The following is a 16,851-nucleotide window of genomic DNA, read 5'->3' as shown; positions in this document are numbered from 1 at the left end:
TCAGCGCGTCGCGTTGATCGTCGCCTTCGCCACTGCGTGCTCCTGCAGCCCCCATTTCGCGAGCAGCTTCTGGTACGAACCGTCGGCGATCAGCTGGTTGAGCGCCGTCGTCAGCGCGCTGCTCAGCGCGGTATTGCCCTTCGCGACGCCGATACCCGTGTATTGCGACAGGAACGGCTTGCCGACCGGCGCATACGCGTTCTGTTCGAGACTGTTCTGGTACGGCAGCGTCTCGCCGCCCTGCACGGCCGCGTCGATGCGGTTCTGGCGCAATTGCATCCGCGCATCCGCCGAGCCGTCGGTGCCAATCACGACGATCGCCGGCTTGCCGGCCTTCACGCAGTTCTCCGCGCTCCACGCAGTCGTGTTGTCGGGAAACGACGTGCGCCGGCTCGACCCGACGCGCTTGCCGCACAGCGCGTTCATCTGCGCGAACTCGCCGGCGCGCGCCTTCAGCGTGTAGAACTGCGGGCCCGTCTCGATGTAGTCGACGAAGGTCACCGCATCGCGGCGGGTCGGCAGGTCGGTCATGCCGGACAGGATCATGTCGACGCGTTGGGTGGCAACCGCGCTCATCATCTGGTCGAAGCTGGTTTCGACCCAGTTCAGTTTCGCGCCCATCTTCGCGGCCAGTGCCTCGCCGAGATCGACGTCGAAGCCCGCCAGCTTGTCGGTCGCCGGGTCCTTGTATTCGAACGGCGGATAGTTCGGCACGATCGCGACGTTCAGCGTGCGTTTCGCGCTCGCGGATTGCGCGGCGGCGTACGACGCGTGGAGCGCGAGCGCGCCGAATGCCACGGCGGCCAGCGTGCGGGTCAGGACGGATGCTTTCATGGGATGTCGCCTTGTCGTAATGAAGTCATGGGGGGACTGCGCCGCTCTCGGTGACGGCTCGATCGATCGGGGGCCCGGCCCGTTCATGCAATCACGGCGGAGATGAAGTCGCGCGTGCGCGCATGCGTCGGCGCGGACAGCACCTGGTCGGGCGGCCCGCTCTCGACGATCCGGCCGCCGTCCATGAACACGACACGGTCGGCCACCTCCCGCGCGAACCCGAGCTCGTGCGTGACGACGATCATCGTCATCCCGCTCTTCGCGAGATCGCGCATCACGGCCAGCACTTCGCCGACGAGTTCAGGGTCGAGCGCCGACGTCGGTTCGTCGAACAGGATCAGTTGCGGATGCATCGCGAGCGCCCGCGCGATCGCGACGCGCTGCTGCTGGCCGCCCGACAGCTCGACCGGAAACGCGTCGCACTTGTGCCCGAGCCCGACGCGCGCGAGCAGCGCGCGCGCTTCCTCCTCGGCTTGCGCGCGGCGGCGCTTGAGCACCTGCACGGGGCCTTCGATCACGTTCTCGAGCGCGGTCTTGTGCGGAAACAGGTTGAAGCGCTGGAACACCATGCTGGTCGCGAGCCGCTGGCGCGCGACCTGGCGCTCCGACAGTTCGTGAAGCCGGTCGCCGGTGCGCCGGTAGCCGGCCAGCTCGCCGTTGACCCACAGCGCGCCCGCGCTGATCGTCTCGAGCTGGTTGATGCAGCGCAGGAACGTGCTCTTGCCCGAGCCCGACGGCCCGATGATGCACAGCACTTCGCCCGGCGCAACGTCGAGCGTGATGCCGTGCAGCGCCTGGAAATCGCCGTACGACTTGCGCACGTCGACCGCGCGAACGACCGCGTTCGTCATGACGTTCTCCCGATGGTTGAGGATCGTATCGTTCATTTGCGCCCTGCCGCGCGGCCCGCGCCGCGTGCGTAGCGCCGTTCGACGCGCGCCTGCGCGAGCGACAGCACGGTCACGACCGCGAGATACCAGATGCCGGCAACGATCAGCAGCTCGATCACGCGGGCGTTCGCGTAATAGATGTTCTGCGCGTTGTGCAGCATCTCCGCGTACTGCACGACGCTCGCGAGCGACGTCAGCTTGACCATGCCGATCAGCTCGTTGCCGATCGGCGGCACGATCACGCGCATCGCCTGCGGCAGGATGATCCGGCGTAGCGCCTGCAGGCGCGCCATGCCGATCGATTTCGCGGCCTCGTACTGGCCGGTGTCGACCGACAGCAGCCCCGCGCGCACGACCTCCGACGTATACGCGCCCTGGTTGATCCCGAGCCCGAGCACGGCCGCGAGGAACGGCGTCATCACGTCGACGGTCCGGTATTCGGCGATGCCCGGGATGCCGAGCGTCGGAAACACCAGCGCGAGGTTGAACCACAGCAGCAGCTGCAGGATCACCGGCGTGCCGCGGAACAGCCAGATGTAGCCCTGCGCGATCGCGCCGAGCACCGGGTTCGACGACAGCCGCATCACCGCGGTGACGACGCCGAGCACGACACCGAGTGTCATCGCAAGCACGGTCATCACGATCGTGTTGCCGAGCCCCGTCAGGATCGAATGCGCGGTGAGGAACTGGCCGACGACACGCCACTCGATCTGCCCGCGCGCGAACGCGGCGACCACATAGGCGAGCGCGGCGATGATCGCGATCGATGCGACATAGCGGCCCCAGTAGCGCCGGCGCACGCGCACGAGGCCGGCCGTGTCGTCTGCCGCGGGGCCGGCCGGCACGGATGCGCCGTCGAGACGGCTCGAATCGGATGCGCTCAGCATGACGGCCCCCGGTAGTCGGCCGCCCACGCGGCCTGGCGTTCGATTGCTTCGCTCAGGCGGCCGATCTGCTCGCGCACACGGGCGGGCGACGTGCCGCCCGCACCGCCGCGGGCCGCGACGGCCGCGTCGAGCGTCAGGTGCGCGCGCACCGCCGGCGCGAGCCGCGCGTCGACGGCCTGCAGCTGTGCCGCGCTTGCGTCCGCGAGCTCGATGCCGTCCCGCTCGCACGCGCGCACGAGCGCGCCGGTGATTTCGTGCGCTTCGCTGAACGGCACCCCCGTCAGCGCCAGCCAGTCGGCGACTTCGGTGGCGAGCGTGAAACCGAGCGGTGCCTGGCGACGCATCTCGTCGACGTTCACGCGCATCGTGCGGATCATCCCGGCCATCGCCGGCAACACGAGTTCGAGCGTGTCGATCGCATCGAACGCGGCGATCTTGTCTTCGGCGAGATCGCGGTTGTACGCGAGCGGCAGCGATTTCAGCGTCGCGAGCAGGCCCGTGAGATTGCCGATCAGGCGCCCCGCCTTGCCGCGCGTGAGTTCCGCGATGTCCGGGTTCTTCTTCTGCGGCATGATCGAGCTGCCCGTCGCATAGCCGTCGTCGAGTTCCACCCAGCGGAATTGTCGCGACGTCCACAGGATCACTTCTTCCGACAGGCGGGACAGGTTGACGGCCAGCATGCTCGTGACGAACGAGAATTCGGCGACGTGATCGCGGGCGGCCACCGCGTCGATCGAGTTCTCGCACGGCGCGTCATAACCGAGCTCCTGCGCGGACAGCTCGGGCCGCACGCAGATCGCCGAACCAGCGAGCGCGGCCGCGCCGAGCGGCGAACGCGCAGTGCGGCGGTCCCAGTCGACCAGGCGGTCGGCGTCGCGATACAGCGACTGCGCATGTGCGAGCAACTGATGGCCGAACACGATCGGCTGGGCCGGCTGCAGGTGGGTGAATCCGGCCGTCACCGTATCGACGTGCCGGCTCGCCTGGCCGACCAGCGCGTCCTGCAGGTCGAGCACGCCGCGCACCAGCTGGCGCGCCTTGTCGCGCAGGTACAGGCGCAGGTCGTTCGCCGCCTGGTCGTTGCGCGAGCGCCCGGCGCGCAGCTTGCCGCCCAGCGCCGGCAGCCGCTGCGTGAGTACGCGCTCGAGGAAGGTATGCACGTCCTCGTCCGCCAGCGACGGCGCGATCGCGCCGGCCGCGTAGTCGCGTGCGATGCCGTCCATCGCGGCCAGCAGTTGCGCCAGTTCGTCGTCGCTCAGGATGCCTGCGCGATTCAGCTCGCGCGCATGCGCACGGGAGCCCGCCAGGTCGTACGGCACGAGACGGAAGAAACTCGGATCGGAGCGGGACAGGTTCAGCAGCGCATCGGACGGCTTCGACTGGAAGCGGCCGCCCCACAGGCGTTCGATCGGTTCGGTAAGGCTCATTGCGGTCGACCTCGACTCGGTTGGATTGCCCCCACTGTAGGCATTCAATTTTTTTTGTTGTAGCGAGAAATTGAATCCGCTTAAATGAAATTTTTCTCAGCACAGCGTCGTTCGACGCGCCTGCCGATGCGCAACCGCCTGCCCCCGCTGAACCCGCTTCGTGCGTTCGAAGCCGCCGCCCGGCGCGGCAGCGTGTCGGCCGCCGCCGACGAACTGCACGTGACCGCGAGCGCGGTCAGCCACCAGATCCGGATTCTCGAAAGCACGCTCGGCGTCGCGCTTTTCGTCAGATCAAAGGCGCGCGTGAAGCTCACGCCGGAAGGCGAGGCGCTGCTGGAGCCGGTCGGCGCCGCGTTCGACATGATCGCGAACGCGACCGTCAGGCTCGATTCGCCGGCCGCCGCCGGCGATCTGGTCGTGTCGACGCCGCTGTCGCTGACGTCGCGCTGGCTCGCCAGGCACATCGGCGATTTTCTCGAGCGCTACCCGGGTATCCACCTGAAAGTGATTCCGTCGAACGACGAGCGTGAGATTTATTCGCCGGACGTCGACGTCTGCATTCGCTACGGGGAAGGCAACTGGCGCAACCGGCATGTCGAGCTGCTCGAGCATCCGGCGCTGTTTCCGGTCGTGAGCCCGGCCTTGATGAACGGGCCGGATGCGATCCGCAAGGTTCAGGATCTCGCGGGACGCACGCTGTTCTGCGAGCATGCGGGTTCGTGGATGCGCTGGCTGGCGGAAGCGAACGCCGACCAGCTGCCGGGCATCCGCATTCTCGAAATCGGCAACGCGCACATCGGCGTCGAAGCCGCGGTGCACGGGCAAGGCGTGGCGCTCGGCGACAGCCTGTCGGTGCGCGACGACCTGATCGACGGCACGCTCGTGCGGCCGTTCAGCGCCACGGTGCCGTCACGTCATGCTTACTATCTCGTCACGCGTCAGGAGCTGGCCGACTCGCCGCTCGTGACCGCGTTCACGTCGTGGCTGCGCGCGCGCCTCGCGTGACGCGAGGCCGGGCTCAGGTCGCGAGACTCGCAAGATCGTCCCACACCATCACGATGTTGTGCGACCGCCAGATCGGCCCCGGATCGATGTACTCGCCGGCAAGCCGGCCGTGCAGCGCCTCATAGAACGCGATCGCAGCGTCGTTTCCGGTGACGACGCTCAACGCGGCGCCGTGGTAGCCCAACCGGCTCAAATGCATCGCCAGTCGCGCCAGCAGCTGACGGCCGATGCCGCGCCGCTTGTACCCGGGATCGACATACAGGAATTTGATCTCGCCGCGGCCGTCGAAGATCGATTCCGACGGCGCGCCGGCCGCGCCGATTCCAACGATCCTGTTGTCGGTCTCCGCAATCAGCACGAGCTGGTGCGCGTCGTTCGACGACAGCTTTTCCCGCCATTTCCTGCCACGATAGCGTTCGTCGAGGACGGCGTACGCTTGCGCCGGAGCGAGATCCCTGTAGGTATGCCGCCAGACCTTGACGTGAAAGTCGGCGATCGCCTGCGCATCGTCGAGATGGGCGGACCGGATGGCTATGCCAGTCATCGAAAACTCTCCCGGGCGGCGTGGCGATGGTGGGTATGGCGTGCATCGCGGATTGTCCGCGATCCGTGCAGCGATGTCGACGACTGCTCATCGCCGGCGGCCGGGCATGCCAAACGTGCCCGCCATTTCCTTCGTCAACCCCGCACGCGCCGCATCCTGAGCGTCGCGGACGGCGACTCGCCGAACGCCCGCTTGTACTCGATCGCGAACCGCCCGAGGTGCGCGAAGCCCCATTTCAGCGCGATGTCCGTCACCGAGGCGAACCCCGGCGACGCGTCGGCCAGCAGCTCCTCGCGCACATGTTGCAGCCGCAACTGCCGGACGAAGCCCATCGGCGTGATCCCGTGGCGATGGCGGAAGCCGGCGAACAGCGTGCTCGGGCTGACGCCGGCGAGTTCGGCGAGCCGCTCGATCGTCAGCGGCTCGTCGAGATGCGCGCGGATGTAGTCCTCGACGCGCCGCACGTAGAACGGCGCGAGCGCCACCGGCAAGTGCCGCGTGCCGTTGCGCGCGCTGTTCGGGTGGCCGTGCAGCAGCAGGTTGAGCAGCGTCGATTCGAGCTGCTCGAACGCGAGCGGATGACGCAGCGGATGTGCATCCGTCGCAATCGCCCCGGCAAGGATCGGCAGCATCTGCGCCAGACACGTCCCCTGCGACGACGACAGGCTGAATTCCGGCTCGAATTCGACCGGCGCGCGCCGGTCGTCGCCGAAATGCCGCTGCGCGTGGCGCTCCATCACTTCGCGTTCGATGCGCAGGATGACCTGCGGGCACGCATCGCCCCAGCGCATCTTCAGCGACAGCGTCGGCGAGATCAGCGACGCGGTGCCCGGCGACGACACGAAACGCGCCGACCCGCACTCGATCTCCGCGTCGCCGCGCAGCGGAATCTGCAACAGGAAGAAGTGCTCGAGCGGCCCGGGCTCGATGCTGACGCCACCGCCATAATCGAGCAGGTTCAACGACAGGTTGCCCCAGCGCGCATGATGCATGCAGCTGTGCAGCGCGCGCGATTCGCCGGTCGGCGTGAGCCGGTGCGGCTTGAATACGTCGGCGACGCGTGCGCGAACCTCGTCGACGTCGTTCGACTGCAGCAGCAGGTTGTCGTGATTGAAACAGGCCGTATCCGGCAGCCAGCCTGTTCCGGAAATTTGCGCCATCGATGTTCTCCCGTCATGCTCGATTGCACTCGCGCCGTGCAGGCGTTCCCGGTATGGGGGCATCCGCCGCACGATCCGGATAGCGCCCGGAGTATCCGGACAGTCCGGCCGCCAAAGCACGCAAGTCCCGCGCAAACGACGCAAGAAGCGGACCGTTCGCGCATCGTAGAAAACTGTGCGGGCCTTCCGCATCCGCACATACCCGCAGTCAGCCGCGCGTCTGCCCACGCGCGGCGGCCGGTGCAACAGGTTTCCGGAATTCGCGGATACCGGCCGAAGAAAGCGGATAGAAACACCCATTTCGTCCGCCAATACTGGGCCCGTCGCAGCAATGAAACGAATGGAGGGACACATGCAAGGACGTCACATCGAGATTCCGTCGCCGGACGGCGGCACGTTTCGCGCATACCTGAGCACACCGGCCGCCGGCAAGGGGCCCGGCATCGTGCTTTGCCACGAGATCTTCGGCGCGAACGCAACGATGCGGGAAGCAGCCGACTACTACGCGGAGGAAGGCTATACGGTGCTCGTGCCCGACCTGTTCTGGCGTCAGGCGCCGGGAATCGAGCTCGGTTACACAGCCACCGATGCCGAGCGCGCGATGACCCTTTACCGCGAATACGACGAGAACAAGGGCGTCGAGGACATCGGCGTCGCGCTGGGCGCACTCAAGCAGCTGCCCGAATGCACGGGCGAAGCCGGCGTGCTCGGCTACTGCCTCGGCGGCAAGCTCGCCTATCTCGCCGCGTGCCGGCTGCCGGGCGTGGCCGCGGCGGTCAGCTACTACGGCGTGGGCATCGAGGAGGCTCTCGACGAAACGTCGCACCTGCACGGCCGGCTCGTGCTGCAGATCGCGGGCCAGGACCGCTTCTGCCCGCCCGACGCGCAGCAGCGCATCGCCGAAGCGCTGGCCGGGCGCGACGACGTCGAAGTGTATGTGTATCCGGGCGTCGATCACGCGTTCGCGCGCGCCGGCGGCGATCATTTCGACAAGGCCGCCGCGGTGATGGCCCACCAGCGCGCGATCGCCGCGTTCCGTGCCGCGCTCGGCCCGCGCTACGACCTGTCCACACTGTGGGAAGCGCACCTCAAGCACGAATTCGACACGCGCAACGTCGATGCAACGATGGCGACGATGGTTGCCGAACCGTACGTCAACCATATTCCGACGCTGACGGGCGGCGTGGGCTACGACGAACTCAAGCGCTTCTACACGCATCATTTCGTGCACGCGAATCCGCCGGACACGACGATCACGCCGATCTCGCGCACGATCGGCGCGAGCCAGATCGTCGACGAGCTGCTGTTCTGCTTCACGCACACGACCGAGATCGACTGGATGCTGCCGGGCGTCGCACCGACCGGCAAGCGCGTCGAGATTCCGCTCGTCGCGATCGTCAAATTCCGCGGCGACAAGCTCTATCACGAGCACATCTACTGGGACCAGGCGAGCGTGCTGGTGCAGATCGGCCTGCTCGATCCGGCCGGCCTGCCCGTCGCGGGCGTCGAAACGGCCCGCAAGCTGCTCGACGAAGCCGTGCCGTCGAACGGCCTGATGCGCCGCTGGCAGGACAGCGAGCCGCCGACGGGTGCGCATTGACGCAGCCCTTCCCTCACCCAACGATTCCCGGAGACACCCCATGACTGCCCTTGCTGGCAAAGTCGCGATCGTCACCGGCGGCGCCACGCTGATCGGCGCCGCGGTCGCGCAGGACCTGAGCCGCGCCGGTGCGTGCGTCGCGATTCTCGATCTGGATGCGGAAAACGGCACGCGCGTGGCCGATTCGCTTGGCGAACGGGCGCTGTTCGTCGCGCTCGACATCACCGACGATCGCGCGATCGAGCGTGCGGTATCGGCCATCGCCGAACGGTTCGGCGCGATCGACGTGCTCGTCAACCTCGCGTGCAGCTACGTCGACAACGGTATCCAGGCGACCCGCAACGACTGGCTCGCCGCGATGGACGTCAACGTCGTGTCGGCGGCGATGCTCGCGAAGGCCGTGCATCCGCACATGGTCCGGCGCGGCGGCGGCGCGATCGTGAACTTCAGCTCGATCTCGGCCCAGTGCGCGCAGACCGGCCGCTGGCTGTACCCGACCTCCAAGGCGGCGATCCGCCAGCTCACGCGCAGCATGGCGATGGATCTCGCGCCCGACCGCATTCGCGTCAACTCGGTGTCGCCGGGATGGACGTGGTCGCGCGTGATGGACGAGATGACGCGCGGCGACCGTGCGAAGACCGATCGCGTCGCCGCGCCGTTCCACCTGCTCGGCCGGGTCGGCGATCCGTCCGAGGTCGCGCAGGTCGTGACGTTCCTGTGCAGCGACGCGGCGAGCTTCGTGACGGGCGCCGACTACGCGGTGGATGGCGGCTATTCCGCGATGGGCCCCGAACAGGCGGTGCCGGCCATTCCGCGCCTCGCGGAATGACCGCTGCCCGCCGCCGCTTTCCGCCACCCTTTTTCCGGCCGGCATCCGGCCAACCAAGGACCTACTCATGAGACGCATCGCCATCGTCGGCGCCGGCCAGTCCGGCCTGCAACTCGCCTTCGCCCTGCTCGACCAGGGCTACCACGTCACGCTCGCGACCAATCGCGACGCCGAACAGATCCGCACGGGCAAGGTGATGTCGAGCCAGTGCATGTTTCACACGTCGTTGCAGATCGAGCGCGATCTCGGCCTGAATACGTGGGAGGAAGCGTGCCCGTCCGTCGAAGGGATCGGCATCGCGGTGCCGCATCCGGACGGCAACGGCCGCAAGGCGATGGACTGGTCGTCGCGGCTGACCCGCTATGCGCAGTCGGTCGACCAGCGCGTGAAAATGGCCGACTGGCTCGACGGCGTGCGGCGCCGCGGCGCGGACGTGCGCATTGGCGACATCGGCGTGCCCGAACTCGAGGAACTGGCGCGCAGCCACGACCTCGTGCTGCTCGCGGCCGGCAAGGGCGAGATCGTCAACCTGCTCGGCCGCGACGACGCGCGCAGCGCGTTCGACCGCCCGCAACGCGCACTGGCCCTCACCTACGTGAAAGGGATGACGCCGAGCCAGCCGTATTCGCGCGTGCGCTTCAACCTGCTGCCCGGCATCGGCGAGTATTTCGTGTTCCCCGCGCTGACCACGACGGGCCCGTGCGAAATCATGGTGTTCGAAGGCATTCCGGGCGGCCCGCTCGACTGCTGGGCCGATGTGAAAACGCCCGAGCAGCATCTGGACCGGAGCCTGTCGTTCCTGCAGCACTATGTGCCGTGGGAATTCGAGCGCTGCCGCGACGTCGAGCTCACCGATCCGAACGGCACGCTGGCCGGGCGCTTCGCGCCAACGGTGCGCAAGCCGTTCTTCCGGCTGCCGTCGGGCCGCACGGTGTTCGGGATGGCCGATGCGGTGGTCGTCAACGATCCGATCACCGGCCAGGGATCGAACAACGCCGCGAAATGCGCAAAGGCGTATTTCGACGCGATCGTCGCGCGCGACGCCGCGCCGTTCGGCGAAGACTGGATGCAGCAGACCTTCGAAGGTTACTGGGCCTATGCGCAGCACGTCGTGCGCTGGACCAACTCGCTGCTCACGCCGCCACCGCCGCACATCCTCGAACTGCTCGGCGCGGCCGGCCAGTTGCCGTCGCTCGCCGCGGCGATCGTCGACGGCTTCGACGATCCGCGCCGGTTCTCGTCGTGGTGGTTCGAGCCGTCGGCCTGCGCGTCGATGATCCGCGAACACAGCGTACGTGCGGAGTGACCGGCATGGACACGACCGCAACCGATCGCCCGGCCCTCGACCCGATGCAGTTGCGCGCCGCGTTCGGGCAATTCCCGACCGGCGTCACCGTGATCACAACGTGCGCGGCCGACGGACGCAAGGTGGGCCTCACCGCCAATTCGTTCTCGTCGCTGTCGCTCGATCCACCGCTCGTGCTGTGGAGCCTGCGCAAGGTCGCGCCGAGCCGCCCGGATTTCGTCGCGGCCACCCATTTCGCGATCAACATCCTCGCGCACGACCAGATCGAGCTGTCGCGCCGCTTCGCGACGCCCTGCGCCGACAAGTTCGACGGCGTGCTTCACGTCGATTCGGAGACGGGCGGCGTGCCTTGCCTCGACGGCGCGAGCGCGCGCTTCGTGTGCCGTAACGTCGGCCATTACGAAGGCGGCGATCACCTGCTGTTCATCGGCCAGATCGAGCAGTTCGACGCGAACGGCCATGCGCCGCTGGTGTTCCATGCCGGTCAGTATCGTGCGATCGCCGATCATCCCGATCTTTTTCGTGCCGTTTGATTAGTTATGCCAATAACTCTACAGGAGATGGTGAACATGAAATTCGGCTCTCGCCTGCTCGTCGTCGCAGGCCTCACGATCGCCGGCATGGCCGCAAGCGCACCCGCCGGCGCGACCGACCTGCCGGCGGTCAACCTCGGCATGACCAGCTTCCTCGACGGCATGCCGCCGGCCGGCTCCGGCTGGTACGGCACGCAGTACCTGCAGTACTACACGGCCGGCCGCGTCAACGACAATGCGGGCAACAAGGTCGGGCTGCCGAAGCAGGACATCGACCTGTTCGCCGGGCTGAGCCAGCTCGTCTATCAGTCGCCGCTGACGTTCGCGGGCATGCATCCCGGCCTCGACGTGATCCTGCCGTGGATCGCGTCCGCGCGGACCGACGACGGCATCGGCAACGTCGCGCTGAATGCGCGTGCGGGCTTCGGCGACCTGCTGATCGGCCCGTTCATCCAGTTCGACCCGGTGATGGGCGCGCAAGGCCCACGCTTCGCGCAGCGCGTGGAATTCCAGTTCATCGCGCCGACCGGCGCGTACGATCCGTCGCGCGCGATCAACCCCGGCAGCCATTTCTGGTCGTTCGATCCGTACTGGGCGGCGACGCTGTGGCTCACGCCCAAGTGGACCGTGTCGTGGCGGCTGCATTATTTGTGGAACGCGACCAACCACCAGCCCGCCACGTCGCTCGGCCCCGACGTGACGTCGACGCAGGCCGGCCAGGCGATCCACGCGAACTTCGCGACCGAGTACGAAGTGCGCCCCGGCCTGCGGCTGGGGCTCAACGGCTACTGGCTGCGCCAGACCACCGACATGAAGGAAAACGGGCAGGACGTGCCGGGCACGCGGGAGGCCGTATTCGCGATCGGCCCGGGGGCCATGTATAGCTTCTCGCCGCAGGACCATCTGATGTTCAACGCGTACTTCGAGACCTACGCGCGGAACCGGCCGCAGGGCACGCGGATGGTGCTGCGTTACGTGCATCACTTTCAGTGACGGCCGCGACCGGGTAAGCGGGCCGGATCACTATCGTCGGATGAAAATGCAGGCTGCCGGCACCCACGCGCCTGTCCTATAGTTTTGGAGAAGACAACGCAGGTAATACGTCACGACCACGAAGGGTCCGCGCCATGGCTACCTCAGCAACCTCCCGGTTCTTGTCGAACGTCGCGCGGCGGCTGGTGCGCGGCATCGTTGCCTTCGCACCGGCCGTGGTCATCGGCATCGCCGTGTCCGCGTGCGGCGGCGACGGTTCGCCTGCCTCGAGTTCGCCCGCGTTCGCGAACGCCGCGCGCCCGCAGATCAACGCACTGCTCACGGACACGCTGACGCCCGGCGCGATCGTCTTTGTTCAATCGCCGCAGGGCAACTGGCTCGAATCGTTCGGCACGGCCGTACGAGGCACGAACACGCCGATACCGACGAATGCGCACTTTCGCGTCGGTAGCGTGACGAAGACCTGGACCGGCACGGTGATCCTGCAACTCGTGCAGGAAGGCCGGCTGAGCCTCGGCGACACCGTCAGCAAGTTCGTCGCGAACGTGCCCAACGGCAATACGATCACGATCGAACAGTTGCTGTCCATGCGCAGCGGCCTCTACAACTATTCGACGAATCTCGCGTTCAACCAGACGCTCGATGCGCAACCGGACAAGGTGTGGACCACGTCCGAGTTGCTGGGGATCGCCGAAGGCCAGCCGGTCTATTTCGCGCCCGGCGCGGATTTTCGCTACTCGAATACGAACACGGTGCTGCTCGGGCTCATCATCGAGCAACTGACCGGCATGAGCGCGGCCGATGCGATGAACGCACGCCTGTTTGCGTCGCTCGGCCTGGCCAATACCTTTCTCCCGCCGCAGCAGGATACGTCGCTGCCGGCGCCGGCACCGCAGGGCTATCAATGGGGCACCAATGCCGAGACGACCGACAGCGACGCGCTGTCGCCCCAGCGCCAGGCTGACGCGAAAAACGGCACGCTGCAGCCGACGAACGTGACCGGCGTCAATACGTCGTGGGCGTGGACGGCCGGCTCCGGCATTTCAACCGTGACGGAACTGGCCGCCTACGTGCAGCGGCTGGTCGGCGGCGGCTACCTGAGCGCCGACCTGCAGGCGCAACGGCTCGCGAGTTGCACGCCGATCGATCCGTCCGACCCGATGTCGGCAAGCTACTGCCTGGGCCTGGCCAAATTCGGCACGTTTTACGGGCACACAGGCGAGATACCGGGCTTCAATACCTTCATGGGCTACGACCCGGTCACGAAAACGACGATCGTCACGTGGACGAACACGGCTGCCGCGCCCGATGGGCGCGCACCGGCCAACGAAATCGCGCGGATCATCATGGGCGAGCTCAGCAAGGCGGCCGAGGTGCCAAGCGAAGGACGGCCGTGATGCGGTGAAGGGGAACGTCGCGACCGGCCATGACGTGTGCCTCAGTCTGCGGCTCAACGGCGACTGCCTGCGGCAGAACACCGGCATGAAGGACGACGCGCACGACGCGCCCGTCAGCGCACGGCATCGGCCGCAACCGCCAGGCCCCCTGGTGAAACGGCGTCATTCACCGGCCGACATCGCCCGCCACAAAATGGCGAACAGTTCGTCGAACTGCGCGGTCAGCGGCCGCGTCTCGCCCCGCATCAGATGCATCACCATCACGCGCCCCAGCACGCCCATGAACACGTCCAGCAGCACCTTGCTGGATACCTTGTTGTTCAACGTGCCGCGCGCCTGCCCGTCCTTGAATACGCCGAGGAAGGCTTCCATCAGCTCCCGGCTCTCATAGATGCCGATGTTCTTGTACCGCGACATGGGCATGGTCGTGAACATCATCAGCATCACCGAAGGATGCTTGTCCATGTAGTCCAGCGTGACCCAGCAGGTCTTGCGCAGGCGCTCGCGCACGTCGTCGATGCCCTGCAGGTGATCGATCATGCGCTCGGCCAGCCGGCCCAGCATCACGTCGAGCATCGCGCAAACCAGCACCTCCTTGCTGCCGAAGTACTTGTAGATGGTTTGCAGCGACACGTTGGCCGCACGGGCCACGTCGGCCAGGCCCACCTCATGGAAATCGCGCCCGGAAAACAGCTCCAGCACGGCCTTCTCGATCCGGGCCAGCGTGTGACCGCGCATCCGCATCAGGAGGGCACGGCGCTCCTCGGGCTTGAGTGCATCGGGCGCCGCCTGGGCGTCAATGGATGGGTTCCTTTCCTTCATGGAAAGGCATGTTACCAAATCATCTCAAAATGAAGATAGGCCCTCCCGTTGCCTTGCCTTTCATCGCTCGCGTTACGAGAATGGCTCGCACTTGATGCCGATTTTTCACGGGTGACGCGTCGCATCAGGCATGCAGAATCGGTAATCAGGATTACCGATATCGGTTGACCCATCGGGAAAACCCGGATCGCAATCACCCGACGAGCACACACCATGGCTATTCAAAATTTCTCCCCGAGCTGGATGACCCATGAGCACCAGATGCTCTTCGATACGGCCAACCGTTTCTTCAAGGAGCAGTGGGTTCCCAGGGACGAAGCCTGGCGCCAGGCCGGCATGATGGACCGGCACGCGTGGGAAGAAGCCGGGGCCAACGGCTTCCTGTGTGCGTCGATGCCCGAGGAATACGGCGGCGCGGGTGGCGACTTCGGGCATGAGGCCGCACTGATCCTGGCCCAGGGCGCAGCGGGAATCGGCGGCTTCGGCGGCTCGCTGCACTCGGGCATCGTCGCCCCCTACATCCTGCGCCACGGCACCGAAGCGCAAAAGCAATGCTGGTTGCCGCGCCTCGCCACGGGCGAGCTGATCGGCGCGATTGCAATGACCGAACCCGGCACGGGGTCGGATCTGCAGGCCGTACGCACCACCGCCACCCGGGATGGCGACCACTACCGGATCAACGGCAGCAAGACCTTCATCACCAACGGCCAGCTCGCCAACCTGGTCATCGTGGTCTGCAAGACCAGCAGGGACGAAGGCGCGCAAGGCATGTCGCTGCTCGTGATCGAGACGGATCAGGCGCCGGGCTTCAGGCGCGGGCGCAACCTCGACAAGCTGGGGATGGATGCGCAGGACACCTCGGAACTGTTCTTCGACGACGTGCGGGTGCCCGTCGACAACCTGCTGGGCGGGAACGAAGGCATGGGCTTCATCCAGCTGATGCAGGAGCTGCCGCAGGAACGGCTGATCGTCGCCGTGGCGGGCATCGCGGCCATGGAGCTGGCGATGCAGGAAACGCTGGCCTACACCAAGGAGCGCCAGGCGTTCGGCAAGCCGATCTTCTCGTTCCAGAACACGCGCTTCAAGCTCGCCGAATGCCAGGCGCTGCTGATGGCGTCGCGCGCGCTCGTGGACGCGGCCATCGTCGCGCACCTCCGCGGCGAGCTGGGCGTGGACCGCGCAGCGCTCATCAAGTACTGGGTCACCGACAACCAGTGCAAGCTGATCGACGAATGCCTGCAGTTCTTCGGCGGCTACGGCTACATGAAGGAATACCCGATCGCCCGCCTGTACGCCGACGCGCGCGTGCAGCGCATCTACGGCGGGACCAACGAAATCATGAAGGAACTGGCTTCGCGCTACCTGTAAGCGCCGGCGCGCCTTCATCCCACCCATCCATCCAGGGAATGTTCCTCATGACCGAAGCCTGTATTTTCGATGCCGTGCGCACGCCGCGCGGCAAGGGCAAGAAAGACGGCGGCCTGCACCAGGCCACCCCCGTATGGCTGCTGCGCACGCTGCTGCAGGCGCTGCAAGCGCGCAGCGGGCTCGACACCGCGCGGGTGGACGACGTGGTGCTGGGCTGCGTGACGCCCGTGGGCGAGCAAGGCGCGGACATTGCCCGCACCGCCGTGCTCGACGCGGGCTGGGCGCAAAGCGTGGCGGGCGTGACGCTGTCGCGCTTCTGCGCGTCGGGGCTGGAGGCCGCCAACCTCGCCGCGGCGAAGATCATGTCGGGGATGGAGGACATGGTGGTGGCCGGCGGTGTCGAATCCATGAGCCGCTGGGCGATGGGCAGCGACGGCGGCGCGTGGGTGATGGATCCGCGCGTCAACAGCGGCACGGCCTTCGTTCCGCAGGGCATCAGCGCCGATCTCGTCGCCACGCTCGAAGGCTTCGGCCGCGGCGATCTCGATGCGTATGCCGCCGAGTCGCATCGCCGTGCAGCGCATGCGCAGGCGCAGGGTTACTTCGCGCGGTCGATCGTCCCGGTGACGGATCTCAACGGCCGGCTCCTGCTGGATCGCGACGAAACGGTCCGCCCCGGCGCCTCGGTCGAATCGCTTGCGCAGATCGGCGCCGCGTTTGAAACGATGGGCGCCATGGGCTTCGATGCCACCGCGCTGGACAAATACACAACCATCGAAAAGATCCACCACCACCACCATGCGGGCAACTCGTCCGGCATCGTCGACGGCGCGGCACTGCTGCTGATGGGCAGCAAGGCCGCGGGCGAGCAGGCGGGGCTCAAGCCGCGCGCCCGGGTGCGCGCGTTCGCGGTCACGGGCACCGAGCCCACCATCATGCTCACCGGCCCCACGCCCGCCGTGCGCAAGGCGCTGGCCAAGGCGGGCATGGCGGCCTCGGACATCGACCTGTGGGAGATCAACGAAGCGTTCGCCACCGTGCCGATGAAGACGGCGCGCGATCTCGGCGTGTCGCTCGACCGCGTGAACGTCAACGGCGGCTCGATCGCGATGGGCCACCCGCTGGGCGCGACGGGCGCCATCCTCCTCGGCACCGCGCTGGACGAACTGGAGCGCACCGGCCAATCCACCGCACTGGCCACCCTGTGCGTCGGCGCCGGCATGGGTATCGCCACCATCATCGAACGCGTTTGAAGA

16 protein-coding genes are annotated in these 16,851 nt (G+C 67.0%); 9 read left to right on the top strand and 7 right to left on the bottom strand.

Features of this window, described 5'->3' with window-relative positions:
• From BCO18175_RS08330 to argH, 4 genes are all read right to left on the bottom strand, one after another.
• Nucleotides 1-834 carry an ABC transporter substrate-binding protein gene (locus tag BCO18175_RS08330; RefSeq protein WP_174980210.1) on the bottom strand — a complete coding sequence of 278 codons (834 nt, stop codon included), beginning with the start codon at nucleotides 832-834 and terminating at the stop codon, nucleotides 1-3.
• An 83-nt stretch (nucleotides 835-917) separates the two neighbouring features.
• Complete coding sequence (locus BCO18175_RS08325) at nucleotides 918-1,721, bottom strand: amino acid ABC transporter ATP-binding protein (RefSeq protein WP_277403765.1); 804 nt, start codon at nucleotides 1,719-1,721, stop codon at nucleotides 918-920.
• On the bottom strand, nucleotides 1,718-2,611 hold the full coding sequence (locus tag BCO18175_RS08320) for an amino acid ABC transporter permease (protein ID WP_174980209.1): 894 nt from the start codon (nucleotides 2,609-2,611) through the stop codon (nucleotides 1,718-1,720). The genes BCO18175_RS08325 and BCO18175_RS08320 overlap by 4 nt, the downstream gene beginning before the upstream one ends.
• Nucleotides 2,605-4,038 (bottom strand): argininosuccinate lyase, encoded by a 1,434-nt coding sequence (gene argH / locus BCO18175_RS08315; protein ID WP_174980208.1) that lies wholly within the window; start codon nucleotides 4,036-4,038, stop codon nucleotides 2,605-2,607. The genes BCO18175_RS08320 and argH overlap by 7 nt, the downstream gene beginning before the upstream one ends.
• 126 nt (nucleotides 4,039-4,164) lie before the next feature.
• On the opposite strand from argH, the gene gcvA reads away from it, so the two are divergent.
• Nucleotides 4,165-5,043, top strand: a complete 879-nt coding sequence (gene gcvA, locus BCO18175_RS08310; RefSeq protein ID WP_174967229.1) for a transcriptional regulator GcvA — start codon at nucleotides 4,165-4,167, stop codon at nucleotides 5,041-5,043.
• Nucleotides 5,044-5,056: 13 nt separating this feature from the next.
• Here gcvA and BCO18175_RS08305 read toward each other — a convergent pair whose 3' ends face one another.
• The gene (locus tag BCO18175_RS08305; RefSeq protein WP_174980207.1) at nucleotides 5,057-5,587 is read right to left on the bottom strand and encodes a GNAT family N-acetyltransferase; all 531 of its coding nucleotides are present in this window, start codon (nucleotides 5,585-5,587) and stop codon (nucleotides 5,057-5,059) included.
• A 134-nt stretch (nucleotides 5,588-5,721) separates the two neighbouring features.
• Nucleotides 5,722-6,747: an AraC family transcriptional regulator gene (locus tag BCO18175_RS08300; protein WP_174980206.1), complete on the bottom strand. Its 1,026-nt coding sequence runs from the start codon at nucleotides 6,745-6,747 to the stop codon at nucleotides 5,722-5,724.
• A gap of 352 nt (nucleotides 6,748-7,099) precedes the next feature.
• Between BCO18175_RS08300 and BCO18175_RS08295 the strand changes: the two genes are divergently transcribed.
• The 6 genes from BCO18175_RS08295 to BCO18175_RS08270 all read left to right on the top strand — a co-directional run bounded on the left by BCO18175_RS08295 (nucleotide 7,100) and on the right by BCO18175_RS08270 (nucleotide 13,405).
• Nucleotides 7,100-8,347 carry a dienelactone hydrolase family protein gene (locus BCO18175_RS08295; protein ID WP_174980205.1) on the top strand — a complete coding sequence of 416 codons (1,248 nt, stop codon included), beginning with the start codon at nucleotides 7,100-7,102 and terminating at the stop codon, nucleotides 8,345-8,347.
• A gap of 40 nt (nucleotides 8,348-8,387) precedes the next feature.
• A complete protein-coding gene (locus tag BCO18175_RS08290) occupies nucleotides 8,388-9,176 on the top strand; it encodes an SDR family oxidoreductase (RefSeq protein ID WP_174980204.1) in 789 nt (262 codons plus the stop codon).
• Between the two features lie 67 nt (nucleotides 9,177-9,243).
• Nucleotides 9,244-10,482, top strand: a complete 1,239-nt coding sequence (locus BCO18175_RS08285) for a styrene monooxygenase/indole monooxygenase family protein (protein WP_174980203.1) — start codon at nucleotides 9,244-9,246, stop codon at nucleotides 10,480-10,482.
• A 5-nt stretch (nucleotides 10,483-10,487) separates the two neighbouring features.
• Nucleotides 10,488-11,015, top strand: coding sequence for a flavin reductase family protein (locus BCO18175_RS08280; protein WP_174980202.1), 528 nt, complete (start codon nucleotides 10,488-10,490; stop codon nucleotides 11,013-11,015).
• 36 nt (nucleotides 11,016-11,051) lie between these two features.
• Nucleotides 11,052-12,008 carry a SphA family protein gene (locus BCO18175_RS08275; RefSeq protein ID WP_174980201.1) on the top strand — a complete coding sequence of 319 codons (957 nt, stop codon included), beginning with the start codon at nucleotides 11,052-11,054 and terminating at the stop codon, nucleotides 12,006-12,008.
• A gap of 134 nt (nucleotides 12,009-12,142) precedes the next feature.
• A complete protein-coding gene (locus BCO18175_RS08270; protein WP_174980200.1) occupies nucleotides 12,143-13,405 on the top strand; it encodes a serine hydrolase domain-containing protein in 1,263 nt (420 codons plus the stop codon).
• 162 nt (nucleotides 13,406-13,567) lie between these two features.
• Here BCO18175_RS08270 and BCO18175_RS08265 read toward each other — a convergent pair whose 3' ends face one another.
• Nucleotides 13,568-14,227 (bottom strand): TetR/AcrR family transcriptional regulator, encoded by a 660-nt coding sequence (locus BCO18175_RS08265; protein WP_174966919.1) that lies wholly within the window; start codon nucleotides 14,225-14,227, stop codon nucleotides 13,568-13,570.
• A 213-nt stretch (nucleotides 14,228-14,440) separates the two neighbouring features.
• On the opposite strand from BCO18175_RS08265, the gene BCO18175_RS08260 reads away from it, so the two are divergent.
• Entirely contained in the window at nucleotides 14,441-15,595 is a 1,155-nt protein-coding gene (locus BCO18175_RS08260; RefSeq protein ID WP_174980199.1) for an acyl-CoA dehydrogenase family protein, read from the top strand.
• A gap of 47 nt (nucleotides 15,596-15,642) precedes the next feature.
• Nucleotides 15,643-16,848 (top strand): acetyl-CoA C-acetyltransferase, encoded by a 1,206-nt coding sequence (locus BCO18175_RS08255; RefSeq protein WP_174966921.1) that lies wholly within the window; start codon nucleotides 15,643-15,645, stop codon nucleotides 16,846-16,848.
• Nucleotides 16,849-16,851: the final 3 nt, after the last annotated feature.

The sequence above is a fragment of the Burkholderia lata genome, assembly GCF_902499335.1.
Lineage (GTDB): Bacteria > Pseudomonadota > Gammaproteobacteria > Burkholderiales > Burkholderiaceae > Burkholderia > Burkholderia lata_B.
Note: the sequence above shows the minus strand (reverse complement) of the source record. Positions and strands in the feature narration are given on the sequence as shown.

Coding starts and splice junctions, on each gene's coding strand:
- BCO18175_RS08330 (WP_174980210.1), bottom strand. CDS start 834: ATGAAAGCATCCGTCCTGACCCGCACGCTGGCCGCCGTGGCATTCGGC.
- BCO18175_RS08325 (WP_277403765.1), bottom strand. CDS start 1,721: ATGAACGATACGATCCTCAACCATCGGGAGAACGTCATGACGAACGCG.
- BCO18175_RS08320 (WP_174980209.1), bottom strand. CDS start 2,611: ATGCTGAGCGCATCCGATTCGAGCCGTCTCGACGGCGCATCCGTGCCG.
- argH (WP_174980208.1), bottom strand. CDS start 4,038: ATGAGCCTTACCGAACCGATCGAACGCCTGTGGGGCGGCCGCTTCCAG.
- gcvA (WP_174967229.1), top strand. CDS start 4,165: ATGCGCAACCGCCTGCCCCCGCTGAACCCGCTTCGTGCGTTCGAAGCC.
- BCO18175_RS08305 (WP_174980207.1), bottom strand. CDS start 5,587: ATGACTGGCATAGCCATCCGGTCCGCCCATCTCGACGATGCGCAGGCG.
- BCO18175_RS08300 (WP_174980206.1), bottom strand. CDS start 6,747: ATGGCGCAAATTTCCGGAACAGGCTGGCTGCCGGATACGGCCTGTTTC.
- BCO18175_RS08295 (WP_174980205.1), top strand. CDS start 7,100: ATGCAAGGACGTCACATCGAGATTCCGTCGCCGGACGGCGGCACGTTT.
- BCO18175_RS08290 (WP_174980204.1), top strand. CDS start 8,388: ATGACTGCCCTTGCTGGCAAAGTCGCGATCGTCACCGGCGGCGCCACG.
- BCO18175_RS08285 (WP_174980203.1), top strand. CDS start 9,244: ATGAGACGCATCGCCATCGTCGGCGCCGGCCAGTCCGGCCTGCAACTC.
- BCO18175_RS08280 (WP_174980202.1), top strand. CDS start 10,488: ATGGACACGACCGCAACCGATCGCCCGGCCCTCGACCCGATGCAGTTG.
- BCO18175_RS08275 (WP_174980201.1), top strand. CDS start 11,052: ATGAAATTCGGCTCTCGCCTGCTCGTCGTCGCAGGCCTCACGATCGCC.
- BCO18175_RS08270 (WP_174980200.1), top strand. CDS start 12,143: ATGGCTACCTCAGCAACCTCCCGGTTCTTGTCGAACGTCGCGCGGCGG.
- BCO18175_RS08265 (WP_174966919.1), bottom strand. CDS start 14,227: ATGAAGGAAAGGAACCCATCCATTGACGCCCAGGCGGCGCCCGATGCA.
- BCO18175_RS08260 (WP_174980199.1), top strand. CDS start 14,441: ATGGCTATTCAAAATTTCTCCCCGAGCTGGATGACCCATGAGCACCAG.
- BCO18175_RS08255 (WP_174966921.1), top strand. CDS start 15,643: ATGACCGAAGCCTGTATTTTCGATGCCGTGCGCACGCCGCGCGGCAAG.